This is a genomic window from Bradyrhizobium sp. CCBAU 25360 (assembly GCF_028128695.1).
GTDB lineage: Bacteria > Pseudomonadota > Alphaproteobacteria > Rhizobiales > Xanthobacteraceae > Bradyrhizobium > Bradyrhizobium ottawaense.
The window spans coordinates 586,199-600,679 of sequence record NZ_LBJA01000043.1 but is presented as its reverse complement, the minus strand read 5'-3'; the positions used below and the strand labels follow the sequence as shown (position 1 = coordinate 600,679).

Sequence of the window (14,481 nt, the reverse complement as noted above, 5' to 3'; positions counted from 1 at the left end):
TCAGCCTGCGAGGATAGCTTTTGCCCCAAGTGACTCATCGAGTTTGTTTCGTCATCAATCATATTGGCGACTACCATGCGAGTAGGCTCTCGTCGTGTCAGGAGCGGCTGCGTTTGGCTGGCCACGAGCTGGTCGCGATTGAGGCATCGAGATCGTCCGCTTTCTATGCACACAGGCAGCGACGAGCTGCGGCTCTAAAGGATGCAATCCGCTGTATCAAGCTTATCGGAAGTTTAAGTAAGCGGGAGAGGGCTCTTTCTCTCTGGCGCGCCCTGAAGATGGCTCGTCCAAGCCACATCTTTACGATCGGCTATTCTGACGAGTTGGCGTTAACGTCGCTGCTTTTTGCCAAGGTGAACAGCGTGCCTATATTTTTCATGTCGGACAGCAAAGCGGATGATCAGGAGCGCAGTGCTTGGTCCGAATGGATCAAGGCCGGCTTGCTTCGCCTGTTCGATGGCGCACTCGTCGCGGGCGCTAGGCACCGTTCGTACTTTCGATCGCTCGGTATGAGCCGGCCGATTGAAATCGGTTATGACGTGATCGACAACACGTTCTTTCGAGCTCAAGCTGCCAAGCTGGAGCGGCGGGCTCCGTTTCTTCTCCGCAAAGGCATTTTGCCTGAACGATATGTCATTTGTGTCAGTCGGCTCGTCAGTCGCAAACGGGTCGACGTGGCTTTGCGCATATATGCCGCCAGCGGCGCTCCACAGTGCGGTGTTCGCTTCGTGCTTATCGGGTCGGGGCCTGAGGAAGCAGCGGTTTCGGAGACAGCAAAGCAGCTCGGGGTCGATAACATGATGTGTCACCTTCGAGACGTTCCGAACAGCATTATGCCTATCTTCTATCGGCGATCCGAGGCCCTGCTGCTGGCATCAGAGTACGATCAATGGGGTCTCTGCGTGAACGAAGCGATGGCCTTGGGCATTCCCTGCGTCGTAACCAGCCGGTGTGGCGTTGCTGGCGAAATCGTCGAGCATGGAAAATCCGGATTTGTGTTCTCGCCAGGGAGTGTTGAGACCGCTGCGGGGTTCTTGCGTCAGCTGCTGTCCGAAAAGGCCTTGAGAGATACAATGTCTTTGGCGGCAACCAACACAATCGATCAATGGGACCTGCTCCGGTTTAGTACTGGCGTAGCAACGCTAGTAGGGGGGCGTTCGGGAACATGAGCGAGAGCAGGATGGTGCGGAAATACTTAATCGTGAATGCATTTGGTCGTTCAAATCGCGGGGACTCGGTCCTGCTGGACGAATGCATCGAACAGATGCGGATGGTCGATCCGGATGCGACGATCATGGGCATACTGTTCGAAGGCATTTCCTCCGCGCAAGCGGCGCATCCAGGCGTGGACTGGAGTGAGCGCATCGGAAATTCGTCGCGATTTTCGGGGCCCTTGGGACGCCTTGAGCAGCTTGTGTACCTCTTTGTAGCTTGGTTTGCGTGTGCGACCGGCTGGTTTGGATTGGCGCAAGTCCTTCCGGAGAGCCAGCGCAAGACGTTGACGGCTTATCGGGCTGCCGACTTCGTGATCAGTGCGCCTGGAGGATATATTCACGACGTCAATCTGTCCTATATCATTGCGCTATTGCACATCCATTTTGGAACTCTAGTTGGAGCCAAAACTGTTCTAGCTCCACAGAGCATTGGGCCGATCAAATCGAAGCTTGGAGCTGCGATGACGCGCCTTGTCCTATCGCCATGTGCACTGATGTGCGTGCGCGAAGGTTATTCTCGGCAGTTCCTCGTCGCAGAGTTGGGCATTGCTCCAGAAAAGGTCGTGGTGGCTGGTGACAGTGCCTTCTGGAATTTGCACGTGACCGAGAACGGGTCCGAGATCGACCATCTTCTGCAGGAAATCGGTCTTAAAAGGGGCGAGCAATTCGTCGGGGCAACTGTTGTCGATTGGCCATTTCCCCATCGGACAAATCCCGCCGAAGACAAGGCCAGGTACGAGGACGGCCTGGTACATATTTTTGATAAGCTATATCGCGAGCACGGGCTGAGGACCGTCATCTTCAACCAGGTTGCTAGTGATCTGGACTTAGCCCAGAGGGTCGCGGAGCGTTCGGGAGCACATGTTCTCGTGCACAAGACGGAAACCGAGCCAGAAATCCTTCGAGCAGCCATCGGACGAGCGCGAATCTTTGTCGGGACACGATTTCACTCCTGCATTTTTGCAATGATGGAGGCGCGACCGTTAACCGCGATCTCGTACCTTCCGAAGACGGAGTTCATCATGAGGGATCTCGGTTTGGACGACCTGGTAATCGATATCGCATCCATTGACCGCCAGGTGCTGAGCCGTTTGGTCGCAGAGAGCCTCAAAGAGGAGAAGGCTGTATCTGTCCGTGTAAATCGAGCCGTTAATCACTACAGGAATACAAAGATGCGCTTCGGCGCGGCCCTGGCTGAGGTTCTGGAGACCGAGAAAGAGCCGCAAATGAAGGGGGCCGTCTCGTGACAGGCCGATCCTCATTCGCGGACAAAATTGCGGTCTTTCATCCGGGAACGCAGCATTCGTGGCAGACTGCGCTGGCGTTGCAGCAGCTTGGACGGCTTCAATTCTATGCGACGTCGATTTTTTATCAGCCGGACCGGTGGCCCTATCGGATTGAACGGATGATGCCGTCGCCAATCCGGGAGAAGGTGCACTACGAGTTTCGTCGATTCAGCAGTCCCGCGCTTGATACTAACCTCGTCAAGACTGTTGGAGTCTCTGAATGGATAGAGCGATTGGCTCACCGCGCCGGATTCCGGCAGCTGTCAAGAAGGATTGATCAGTTCGGAAATGCAAGATTTGCGGAACTGCTGAAATCGGAAATGGAGTCCTCCCGAAGCTTTGACCTGTGGGGGTATAGCAGCTCGTCGGTCCACGCGTTTCGGGCGGCGAAAGCCGCCGGAAGGGCTTGCATTCTCGATCGGACCATTGGCGATGGGCGAGAGCACAACCGGATAATGGATGATCTACACGAGACATATCCGGAATTCTTCTCCGACTCCTCATTCCGAATACCGGCCGACCGCATCGAACGAGACGACGAGGAGTATAGCCTGGCGGATGTGATCTTGACGGGGTCGCCGTTTGCTGCGGATTCCGTGAGGAAACATGCGTCTGACGGTTCGGTTGGAGATCGGTTGCGCGTGTTGAACTACTGCTTCGACGAACGCTTGTTCGGAGGATTCAACCGGGCTGAAGATACCCCCCGGTCTGGGCCCGTTCGCTTCCTGTTTCTTGGTCAGGCCGGTGTGCGGAAAGGAATTCATCTGGTGCTCAAGGTGTTCGAAAAGATTCCACGCGAGCTGGCATCTGTGCAGATCGTCGGAGATATGCTTGTGCCTAAAGCGATCTTCTCGAAGTATTCAGAACGAGTGAGCTATCAGCCGACTGTCCCGCGTGCGGATGTTCCTTCCATCATGAGGAATGCGGACGTCCTGATCTTTCCGAGCTACTTTGAGGGCTCCGCTCTGGTGCTTCTGGAGGCAATGGCTTCCGGACTGGCGCTCATTCAATCGAAAAATGCCGGCGTTGCGGTCACGCCCGAGACGGGCATCATGCTGCCGGAACTCACGGAAGAAGCGCTCCAATCGGCTGTGATGGAAGTAATATCCAACCGTGAGAGGCTGGCTTCCTTCAAGGCGAACGCGCAGCGTGAAGCCCAGAAATATACGTTCGCGCGTTATCGGTCGTCGATCGAATCCCTGCTGGAAGGACCATTCTAGCTTCGCTGAACCGTCCAACGTTTTGTTGTGGATCCAAACAATGCAAAGAGCGCGAACATGATGAAGCCGGTAGACCGACGAGTTGTCCTCGCAGGACTGGCCTCCGGAACGGTGTGGTTGGCTGGACCGGCGTGCTCTGAAGAGTCGTTCAAGCGATTGCTTCCGATCAGTCAGCTTCGCAGCGCGCAAATTCCATTATCGGTGACGCAAATAGAATGCCTCGGGGACGGGCCAATTCCCGTGAACCTGATCTTCGAAAGTGACCCGCGCATTGATCCTGCGTTCTTGGCTGCCCACCCTTCAGCCACCTTCACTGCCTCGGATGGCCGAAACTTCCGTCTGAGCCCTGAGACGGTCTTCGTCGAAGCGTTCGGCGCGGTCGGAGACGGCCGTACAAACGATCAGGCAGCGATACAGCAGGCTATCAAATATGCCGAGACGTTTGGTGCCGGAACGGTGCGGTTCAAGCAGCGCGCCTATGCCGTTTGGTGCCCAAAGCGGACTAGCGATCCCGATAAGAACAATGCATATGACGGTCACTCGATCATCATCGAACGTCCGGTCGCTCTCGTCGGACATGGGAACAAGACTCGAATTCTGTTTCGAAGTCAGGATGGCCGGGAACTTCAGTCGAATTGGCAAACTGTCAATGGAAAGGTCTGGCGCGGAGCCGGCATATTCTTGAAGGGGTGGCCATCATCTCCTTCGGATCGTTCTAAATTGCCGTCGGTGAGCCTCACCGATATGGAACTAGACGGCGGATGTGACCGAACGGACGTCTATAGCTATCCAGCCGATGTCTCCACCGGTGAGGGGTGGGACCTCACGCACAAGGGCCTTTGGGCCGAAAACGATCGAGCAACCGGTGACTGGACCCTGGTTCGCTCCAAGGTCGTGCGCTTTAGAGGAGAGGTGTTCTACCAGGGCGGTGCTCATCATGGGGCATTCATCGGACGGGACATTGTTATGGGGCAAACGAACGCGGATATTCTTAATCCGTGCGGAACGAATCTGGATATCGAGCGAGGTTACTTCTTTGATGGCAATCAGGGTTGGGAGGGCTGGGCAGGCGCCCATGGAAGATTAATAGCTTGCACCTTCGAGAACTGTAGGTCGATGGGGGGCCTTCAGGGGGGGAAAGCAAGGCCGAGCAAGATACGAGGTAATTCCAGAAACGAGCCAACGCGGTGCTATCCTGAAGAGCTTCCGTGGCTTGATCTGGAGATCAAGGTGATCGATTGCGGACCCGTCTATATCGGGAGCTGGGTCAGAGGGCGGATTGATATGACGGACAGCTTCCTGGCCCTGTCGACAAAGGTTTATCCACGAATATCGGATGTTGTCCTTAGTATCACTGCCCGTTGTCACAAAAAAAACATGCCGTGCGTTGTCTCGGTTACTGCCGGAGAAAGCGTTCCAAATCTGATCAAGGACATCGCGATAAAGATTCAGTTGGATCAGTCAGCGAGCCAGGTTCGTTTTGCGCGACTCGTATCTCAACATGGAAGTCTGGATGATACGTCTAACGTCTCCGTCACACTTGAGCCCTAGAGCGCGTTCTGCGCAACGCCTCCACAAGAAGGGTAGGACTTTGACTATATTGAAAGCACTAATATGGTAGAAAACCTCGTAGACACACCGCTGATTTATGCTGCGCTGTTCAACTTCGTGGTGTGGCTTGCGGTCGGCTTTGTGGTTGTCAAAGTCTGGCGCGCCCCAGTCTATCATCCCTTTGTGATATACCTGCTCTACCACTTCGTAGGGTTCATTGTTCGACCGCTTCTGATCTATCTTGACGGGAAATCATTCATCTGGCTGCGCGTCGGGATCACACCGACCTCCGAGGACATCATCCGCGTAACGGCGATTGCGAATGTTGCTCTTATTGCCGCGTTCCTCGGGTTTACGTTTGCAAAACGCGCCAAGAGCATCATTCCAACATTCGCTCCGGTTCGCTTTGTCGTCCTGCGGCCCGTCGCCTTCTATGCCGCAGTCTTTGTGCTGGGCGTGGCCGGACTCTACGGCACGTATCGGGCCTACGGCGACGCTGGGCTCCAGTCGGTCAATGCGTTTCAAGTTACGCGAGACGCAGAGGGTGGACAGCGTCTCGTTGGCATATCCGGATACACCTTGGCGCTCGCCGAATTTCTTCCTATCATTTGCATCATGCTGTATCTGTGCAAAGGGTCGATCAGGACGCTCTCGATCTTTTTCATAGCGGCATTCGTCGCTCTTCGCGCGTATATTGGCGCACAGCGGCTTTCGTTCGTCGTCGTTCTCGTCAGCGTATTTTTTGTGTCGCTCATCGAGGCTCGAAGGCGATATCCAGGTGCTTTGATCATCATTGGAGTCTTGCTCGGTGCTCTGTTGTTCGACATCGTCGGGCATGATCGCTATGTGGTGCGCCGGGTTGTGCTTGGCGATGCGGATATTTCGTCGATATGGACATCCTACGTGGCTGACCGCGGCAGCAAGAGCTCAATGGACGTCGTTGAGTTCGATAGCGCGACCGTAGCGGCGATGGTTGTCGACGAGCGGGCGGGTTATTCTTACGGCACGCAATATCTTCGGTTGTTATATTGGCCAATTCCCCGGCAACTCTGGCCGGACAAGCCGGTATTCACGTCAATCGTGAATCTCAATGAGTATGGAAACTTCTCGTCGATGACTACCACTCTCTATGTCGACGTTTACATGGTCTACGGGTTCGTTTCGTTGATCCCTATGATGTTCCTCTTGGGGGTTGTTCAGAGTCGTCTCTATGACGCGGCGGTAAGGACGACAAGTCCTCTCCTGTTCACCTTTTTCTGGATATTCCTCATCTATTTCAAAACTATCTTGAGAGACGGGGGCGTAACCGTAGTGTACTTCTGGGCCTTCTCGATGATCGCAGCTGCTATCTTGATCGTTGTCGGAGGGATCAGGCTACGTCGTGAGACGACGGGTGCGCGAGCGCGACAAGATTATCCGGCGGCAACAGCATTGCGTCCCAGTGGCTAGGCGGCCGTATTAACTTGAAGCGTCGTTCTAGGTCTTCAGTTGCCGGCCGGATCACGAAAACAATTGCTTCGCGATTGCAGAGCTGGATGAATGAACGGCCCCGTATGCGTCAATGCAGGAACGACGTTCGCCACGGAGGTTGGTCAGCTGCCCGGCCGCTTGTCGCAGATAGTCGACTGAATCCTGGACAAAGTTTGAGTCTGTCGGAACGATCAACCCGTTCGTTCCAACTTGGCTCGTTATACAGCCCCGATCGAACGCGATGATGAGATTGCCCGCTGACAAAGCTTCAAACACGACGGTCGGTTCGGCCTCGTGCGAGTACTGCGTCGGAAAGACGAAAATGTCGATATCCCGGTAGAACGTGTTTTTCGAGGATCCGTAAAGGGGTCCCCGATACTCAAGGGCGTCGCGCAGATCGCGAGTTGCATCCTCCACCAGCTTGCGATCTGCCTCACCCGCAATTGGTCCGGCAAGAATTGCCTTCATGCCAAGACCTTGGGTTCGTGCAGAACGTACCAGTTCCAGAAACGTATGGAGCCCCTTCTCTTTGGTGAGATTGCTAAGAAGCCCGATGGTGAGCGGTCCGGTCAGAGTCTGGAAGTCCCAATCGGGCTCGACGAAGGCCGAGTTCGAAAGGATGCAAGCCTTTGGCTCGACACCATAAGCCGAAGCAAATTTGGTGCTCATGATGGGGCATAAGAACACGTGCGTAAGAGCCGGTCCGCCGGCACGCAAAAGCAGGCGCAGGAGTGCTCTCGGTCGGTCGATGTAGGCAAAGCTGTGGTGATGTAGAACGGTCGGATAGCTGCAGACGCGAGCCAAAGCGGCGAGGAAGATAATATACGCCAAGCCCCAATCGCCTTCGCACACCAGATAACAGCGACGACCGGTCCTGAAGGTATGCCTCAATAGAACGGCGCCCGCAGCGAGTACCCGAAGGGCTCTACGGATGTGCTTTGATAGTCCCGTCTGCCCGGGCTCAGCAGCGATATTCGCTGTACGGACGGGGTGCGTGCCTTTGATGGCATCGATCATGCGGGCCGTAATGTAGGATAGTCCGGTTACGGGGGGCGGCAGCTGACCAATTGCCACTACGAAGTCGTCGTTTGAAGTCACGACGCCAAGGCCCGCTTGAACATGAAGTCAGCCTGGAGAGGACCTCTCGTTGGATCGACGTGCTGGTTGAAGACGCCCCGGATCTCAAAGCCCCGGTGTCGAAGAAAATCGATGACCTCGCCGACCAGCGCCTGGCCCTCGTAGAGCTCCATATAGGAGGCCTCGACATAGAGGGTATCAAAGGATGAGAGGAGTTCCTCGCAACCGCGCAGCACATCGAGCTCGAAACCTTGAACATCGATTTTGAGGAGCGCGGGAAACGCGATCTGATCCTCTCGCAAGAGAGTCGCCAATCGACGCAGTTCGACTTTCTTTGTCGTATTCACTTTTGTTCCGAACACGTCAACCTGCGTAGGTGCCGGTGCAAATATCGAGGATGAGTCGTTCGCGTTGGTCACATTCATGAGGGCATCGGTATCGGCAGGCCCGACCCCACAACGAAAAAGATGAACATTCGGATCACTTCTAAAGATGGTGCTGAATGTGTCCCAGCAATCCTCAAGCGGCTCGAAACTGAAGATGTTGGCTTCCGGATACTGCTCGCGTACGAACAGTGCAAACTGACCGACGTTGGCTCCTATGTCGACAATGGTCCTATACGGGACCCCCTCGAGTGCCGAGCGGTGTTCAATGCTTGCGGCGACCCCCCGCTTAAGGGCTCGCCGACCTGACGACGAACCGACGGCGTGTAGGAGCTTGCGGACCCGGACGATAAACAGATTCATTGATCAACGTAACGGTGAGAGGACGGGTCAGTAGGCGGTAGGGCGACCGAACGTGACAATTGCTGTTCCCAGCATGATTCTTACGTCCAACCACAAGCTCCAATTATTGATGTACCAGAGATCATATTCCACGCGCTTCTGCATCAGCTCGAGCGTGCGGGTTTCTCCGCGGTAACCATTAACCTGGGCCCAGCCGGTGATGCCGGGCTTGACGTGGTGGCGGAAGGCGTAGTTGCCGATGATCTGCTCATATTCGGTGTTGTGGGCGGCCGCGTGCGGGCGGGGGCCGACCAGCGACATGTCGCCCTTGAGCACGTTGAGAAGCTGCGGCAGCTCGTCGATTGAGGTCTTACGCAGCCATTTGCCGATTGGCGTGACGCGTGGGTCGTTCTTCTGCGCCTGGACGATGGTCGGGCCGTCCTCCAGCACGCGCATGGTGCGGAACTTGAAGATCTTGAACGCGCGCCCGCCAAAGCCGTGGCGGGTCTGACGAAAGAACACCGGGCCCTTCGAGGTCAGCTTGATCAGGATCGCAGTCACCAGCATCACGGGCGCGAACACCAGGAGCGCAAAGCTCGCGCCGACGAGATCCAGCGCCCGCTTGAGCGCACGTTCGCGAAAGGTCAGCGGCGCGCGGCGCAGCTCGGCGGTGAAGGTGTTGCCGGTGCCTTCAAGCGGATAGCGCAGGAAGCGCGCCGTGTTGGCGTCCGGCACCAGATGCACCGGGACGGGGAGGATCTTCAGCGCGTCCAGGATGCTGTCGATCGCGTGCTGCCGGCTCCAGTTCATCAGCAGGAAGACGTGCTCGATCCGGTTTTCGCGCGCATAAGTGATCAGCTCCTCGAAGCGCGGCGCCTGCGAGGAGAGCAGCAGCGGCGAGGCGAGCTCCTTGGCGGGAATCTCCATCACCCGCATCAGGCGGTAGCCGTGCTGGCCGAGGTCGTCGACCGCGTTGGACGAGGTGGCAAGGCCGAACTCGGCGATCATGATCGCGCGGCCGTTGGCGAAGGCGCCGGTGCGTAAGCCATGCGCGGTCCAGCGCGCGGCCGCGGTCTTCCAGGCGAGCAGAACGGAGAGGCCGACCAGATAAAACGAGATGGTGGTGCCGCGGGAGAACTCGTCGCTGACCTTCATCGTGAAGGCGATCGCCAGCAGCGCGCCGAACAGGCCGGTCCACGTCGTCAGCGTCATCCGGAATGTGCGGGCTAAGTCAGTGATGGCTTTCAGGCGGTAGCCGTGCTGCACGATGGTCAGAAGGATGAAATTGATTGCGACCAGGACGCTGGCCGCCGCATAGACATCCGCCTTGCCGAGCGTACCGGCGGTCGCGATGTGATAGCCGACCGCGCAGCCGATCCCGCTGAACACGATCAGCGCCGCATCGACCACGGCCATCAACCGCTCGACAACCACGGGACGCAGCCAGCTCGGCGCATAGCCTGTTGCCGGGGATAGCTCGACCGCAGCAATTTCCGTCGTAGAATCAGGGACGGGCACCGGTCGAGTGGAAAGAATCGTCATCTTGCCAAGCCCATTGACGCAAAATTCATTATCCGAACGCGCCGTGCTATCGGTCAAAATCGCTTTTAAAACAAGGCGAAGGGAAAATTAACCTTACCCCAGAAGCTTCATTGTAGCCCATCTCGCCTCGACTGATATGCTAAATTTCACAACCCGTTAGGAAGTTCTCGTTGCCCCGAACCCAGTCCCGGCGGCGGACCCGGCCGAAAGGGAGGCGTTACCTTGCCATTGGCCTCGCTGCGGCGGCATTGGTGGGGACCGCGCTGCTGCTTCTTCGCCCCGATGCGGCCCCCATACGAACTCCGACGGCCTCCGCGGCCGTCGCGGTCAAACTCCTCCTGGACGGGCCATATGGCGCGCGGTTTGCCGGCGAACTCTCTGCATCGAGGCAGGGGTACTTCTCCTCCCGCATCGAAATGGCGGCCCTGCCCGAAGACCCAGAGTTCGTCCAGACGATTGCACGCCAACGTGCCATCGGCGTGACGAGCGGCCAGAAGTTCCTGCTGGCGAGTTGGCGCGGCGTCCCTGTGACTGCGTTTGCGGCAAGCTTCCTCGATACCTCTGTCGCGATTTTCACGCTTGAAGCCTCGGGATTGCGGCGTCCGGCCGACCTGGTCGGAAAGCGAGTCGGATACCGTAGGGCGAGTGAGGGCGACGTCGTTTTCGACGCCATGATGGCGCAGCTCGGGCTTCCCCGCAGCCAGATTACCAAGGTGCCAGACCGCGACAGCTTCGAAGCTCTGCGGGGCGGGCAGGTAGATGCCATCATCGCCGCCATCGACGAGCAACCGGATCCATCCAGTTCGACGTTCACGAAGCTGAATGTCATCAAACCGCAAGACTACGGCATCCATGTTCCTGGCTTGGTCTACTTCGCGAGTAACGCTCTCGTCCATGAACAGCCATCCATGATTGCCGATGTCCTTCAGGGCCTCATCAGAGGATGGCAATTTACCTACGCGGACTATGCACGGAGCGTGCCCGTTCTGGCCGGCGCCGGGCCGGCCAGGCTGAATTCAGAGCGGCTGAAATTCGAGCTGCAGCAGCTACGTCCGCTCGTATTGCCGACAGGGGGGCGCATCGGCGATTACGACGAAAGCCGTTGGCGGACGCTTCGGGACATTCTCCTCTTCGCCAAGCTTGGCGAAGAGGACGTGCCGCTGGCCCAGACCGTCAACTATCAGTTCCTTCGAGATGTGTACCGACGTTCACCCGACCTTGCTGCCCCGGGCGCCTGGAGCGAGGAAAAATAGGACCAAGAAGCCACAGTTGCCCGCCATATCGCTATAAAGGCCCTCCCCAAGCTGCGCCGTCGGTTGCCTTTTTGGCCCTAGCCTTGGTAATCTAGGCTTTACTATTTAGGCTGGTTCGCGGTGGTCCTCGGGTTGCGGCCTAGTGGGGCGCGGGGAATGGACCAAATCCGCAGGGGCGAGGAGCTTTTTTGGGATGTTTAAGACCTTGATGCGAGCAGGCCTTTTGGCCGCCACCGTTTCCTTCTGCGCAGCGAGCGGAGCAAGCGCGGCGATGCAAATGCCGGCGCCGGCGACCCTGCTCACGGGTGCAAGCCAGGCGACGCCTGTCACGTTCTGGGCGCAGCCCTACCCATATAGATATGTGCCGTCGCGCCATTGCCCCTTGGTGCGGGTCGAGACGCCCTATGGCTGGTATATGGACCGCGTTTGCGCGCCCGTCGGCCCTGTCCTGCGTCGGGCATATTGAGCTTCGGCTGACCTGAGCGGCGAGCGCCGCTTTTCAGAAGATTTACAAGGCAGCCGCACAGCTCATGCGGCTGCCTTGCTCATTTTTGTTTCGCCGTGTGCTGCTCTTTTGTGCGCGCAGCACGGGTTCACCATGAATATCTTTGTCGGGCCGGGATAGGCTGTTGCATGGTGAAGATTGTGTTACCAGTTTGGCGGGCTGCATCGGCAGCGTGATTGCGTAATGCGGCGGTAGCCGGATCTCACGGAAGTGACGATCCGGCCAATCCAACGCCGGTAGAGGATACGATGACAGGGGTTTCAACCTACGATCTCACGGGCAAACGTGTCTTCGTCGCGGGTCACCGCGGCATGGTGGGATCAGCTGTCGTCCGAAGGCTCGCGTCAGAGAATTGCACCGTGCTGGTCGCCGACCGGCGTGAGCTTGATCTGACCAAGGAAGAGCCCACGCTGAAATGGCTCGAGGCCAATCGTCCAGAGGTCGTCGTTCACGCCGCGGCAAAGGTCGGTGGTATCGCAGCCAACAATAATTTCCCGGTCGACTTTCTCTGCGACAACCTTGCGCTGGAATTGAGCGTGATCCGTGCAAGTCACGCGGTTGGTGTGCGGCGCCTGCTGTTCCTCGGCTCGTCGTGCATCTATCCCAAGCACGCCAAGCAGCCGATCGCCGAAAGCGAATTGTTGACCGGGCCGCTCGAGCCGACCAACGAGTGGTATGCGATCGCCAAGATTGCCGGCCTCAAGATGTGCCAGGCGTATCGTCGGCAATATGGCGACGATTTCATCTCGGTAATGCCGACCAATCTCTACGGCCGCGGCGACAATTATCATCCCGATCATAGTCACGTCCCGGCCGCGTTGATCCGGCGCTTCCATGAAGCCAAGCTGGCCAATGCAACCAGCGTCTCGGTGTGGGGCACCGGCACACCGCTCCGCGAATTCCTCAACGTCGACGATTTTGCCGATGCCTGCGTCTTCCTTCTGAAGAACTATTCAAGCGATCTTCCGATCAATGTCGGCAGCGGCGACGAATTGTCGATCGCCGATTTTGCGAGGACAGTCGCGGAGGTCGTGGGCTATCAGGGCGAGCTCGCGTTCGATACGTCAAAGCCTGACGGCACGCCACGCAAGCTGCTCGATAGCTCGAGAATTCGAGGGCTTGGCTGGCGACCGAATGTCGCTCTGCGGGCCGGTCTCGCGGCCGCCTACGCAGACTTTTTAAAGGGCTCTGGACGTCATCTGGAAGTCAGCGCGACGCGCTGAGAAAAACTACGTAAGACTACAAGAAACTTTTTTATTCTGAACTTTTGATTTGGGCGGGGCTTTATGCGTGTTCTCTTGGTCGGCATCAACTATGCCCCCGATCTGATCGGTGTGGCAAAATACAACGCTGAGCTCTGCGAAAGCTTGGCCGCCGAAGGTCATGAAGTCAGGGTCATTACGGCACCGCCCTATTATCCAGCCTGGAAGATTCCTCCGGCGTTCAAGTCGTCGTACTTCAGGTCGAGAGATATTCACGGCGTTCGCGTGACACGTACGCCGATTTATGTGCCCGGACATCCCTCGGGCGCCAAGCGGCTGGTTCATCACGCTTCATTCGCGCTTACGAGCGGGGCGCCGGTCCTCGTTGAGGCGCTATCCTGGCGCCCCGACGTTATGATCGCCGTCGCACCATCATTAATGTCGGCTGCCTTCGTCTCATTCGTCGCTCGTTGCGTCGGCGCCAAATCATGGCTTCATGTGCAGGACTTCGAGGTGGACGCGGCATTTGATCTTGGTCTGCTACGCAATCCTAACTTGCGAAAATGGATGCTTCGAGCCGAAGCGGCGATCCTCAAATCGTTCGACCATGTTTCAACCATCTCTCAAGCGATGGTGGACCGGTTGAGAATCAAGGGGTTGAGTCCTGACAAGACAGCCGAGGTGAGAAACTGGATTGACACCAACGCGATCTGCCCGGGTTCGCGAATGACCAAATACCGTCAGCAGCTGAAGCTGGGCGCGGCCGATATCGTTGCGCTCTACTCCGGAACAATGTCGAACAAGCAAGGCCTTGAACTCGTGATCGAAGCTGCGATCGGTTTGGAGGAGAGCCATCCTCATATCCACTTCATCCTTGCAGGCGAGGGGCCACATAAAATGAGGCTGGAGCAGCTTGCTGCCGGACGTCGCAATGTCCATTTTCTCGGGCTTCAGCCCAACGAAAGTTTCAATCAATTGATGGCCACGGCCGATTTTCATCTGATCCCGCAGAAAGCCGAGGCCGCCGATCTGGTGTTGCCCTCCAAGCTTGGCGCGATCTTCGCGTCGGCTCGGCCGGTCATTGCGATGGCTGAAGAAGGCACGGGCCTCGCGGCGGAAGTCACGGATGCGGGCCTGGTGATCCCACCCGGAGATTCGTCCGCGCTTGAGCTTGCAATTTGCCAGCTCAGCGAGGCGCCGGCTCTCCGTGAGCATTACGGCGAAGAAGGAAGAAGGCGCGCGCTTGATCGTTGGGATCGACGCGCAATTGTGCACCGGTGGTCGGAGGCCATGGCAGGGCAGGGCAGTGCGACAGGGCAGAAGAATGTCGACTCGAAAAACGCTGCCGGCGACATTGGGCTTCCAGTGGAGGATGCCGTTCGGTCACCTTAAAGCATCTGATCTCAATTCGTTGTCGTCCAAAAAAATGAGCGCCG

General features: G+C 57.2%; 11 protein-coding genes. 8 read left to right on the top strand and 3 right to left on the bottom strand.

Annotation, left to right across the window (positions count from 1 at the left end; translation table 11 throughout):
- The first annotated feature begins 113 nt into the window (after positions 1-113).
- The 5 genes from XH81_RS29745 to XH81_RS29725 all read left to right on the top strand — a co-directional run bounded on the left by XH81_RS29745 (position 114) and on the right by XH81_RS29725 (position 6,720).
- On the top strand, positions 114-1,169 hold the full coding sequence (locus XH81_RS29745; RefSeq protein WP_271596481.1) for a glycosyltransferase: 1,056 nt from the start codon (positions 114-116) through the stop codon (positions 1,167-1,169).
- 11 nt (positions 1,170-1,180) lie between these two features.
- Positions 1,181-2,461, top strand: a complete 1,281-nt coding sequence (locus tag XH81_RS29740; RefSeq protein ID WP_271596480.1) for a polysaccharide pyruvyl transferase family protein — start codon at positions 1,181-1,183, stop codon at positions 2,459-2,461.
- The gene (locus tag XH81_RS29735; RefSeq protein ID WP_271596479.1) at positions 2,458-3,720 is read left to right on the top strand and encodes a glycosyltransferase family 4 protein; all 1,263 of its coding nucleotides are present in this window, start codon (positions 2,458-2,460) and stop codon (positions 3,718-3,720) included. Before XH81_RS29740 ends, XH81_RS29735 begins: the two co-directional genes overlap by 4 nt.
- A gap of 57 nt (positions 3,721-3,777) precedes the next feature.
- Positions 3,778-5,271: a glycosyl hydrolase family 28-related protein gene (locus XH81_RS29730; RefSeq protein WP_271596478.1), complete on the top strand. Its 1,494-nt coding sequence runs from the start codon at positions 3,778-3,780 to the stop codon at positions 5,269-5,271.
- Positions 5,272-5,334: 63 nt separating this feature from the next.
- Positions 5,335-6,720, top strand: coding sequence for a hypothetical protein (locus XH81_RS29725; RefSeq protein WP_271596477.1), 1,386 nt, complete (start codon positions 5,335-5,337; stop codon positions 6,718-6,720).
- A 51-nt stretch (positions 6,721-6,771) separates the two neighbouring features.
- Here XH81_RS29725 and XH81_RS29720 read toward each other — a convergent pair whose 3' ends face one another.
- The 3 genes from XH81_RS29720 to XH81_RS29710 all read right to left on the bottom strand — a co-directional run bounded on the left by XH81_RS29720 (position 6,772) and on the right by XH81_RS29710 (position 10,085).
- A complete protein-coding gene (locus tag XH81_RS29720; protein ID WP_271596476.1) occupies positions 6,772-7,572 on the bottom strand; it encodes a glycosyltransferase family 4 protein in 801 nt (266 codons plus the stop codon).
- Between the two features lie 263 nt (positions 7,573-7,835).
- Positions 7,836-8,564, bottom strand: coding sequence for an FkbM family methyltransferase (locus XH81_RS29715; protein WP_271596475.1), 729 nt, complete (start codon positions 8,562-8,564; stop codon positions 7,836-7,838).
- 27 nt (positions 8,565-8,591) lie between these two features.
- Positions 8,592-10,085 carry an undecaprenyl-phosphate glucose phosphotransferase gene (locus tag XH81_RS29710; RefSeq protein WP_271596474.1) on the bottom strand — a complete coding sequence of 498 codons (1,494 nt, stop codon included), beginning with the start codon at positions 10,083-10,085 and terminating at the stop codon, positions 8,592-8,594.
- A 251-nt stretch (positions 10,086-10,336) separates the two neighbouring features.
- Between XH81_RS29710 and XH81_RS29705 the strand changes: the two genes are divergently transcribed.
- The 3 genes from XH81_RS29705 to XH81_RS29695 all read left to right on the top strand — a co-directional run bounded on the left by XH81_RS29705 (position 10,337) and on the right by XH81_RS29695 (position 14,437).
- Positions 10,337-11,338 (top strand): ABC transporter substrate-binding protein, encoded by a 1,002-nt coding sequence (locus XH81_RS29705; protein WP_271596473.1) that lies wholly within the window; start codon positions 10,337-10,339, stop codon positions 11,336-11,338.
- 753 nt (positions 11,339-12,091) lie between these two features.
- On the top strand, positions 12,092-13,066 hold the full coding sequence (locus XH81_RS29700) for a GDP-L-fucose synthase family protein (protein ID WP_038949607.1): 975 nt from the start codon (positions 12,092-12,094) through the stop codon (positions 13,064-13,066).
- Positions 13,067-13,129: 63 nt separating this feature from the next.
- Positions 13,130-14,437 carry a WcaI family glycosyltransferase gene (locus XH81_RS29695; RefSeq protein ID WP_271596472.1) on the top strand — a complete coding sequence of 436 codons (1,308 nt, stop codon included), beginning with the start codon at positions 13,130-13,132 and terminating at the stop codon, positions 14,435-14,437.
- Positions 14,438-14,481: the final 44 nt, after the last annotated feature.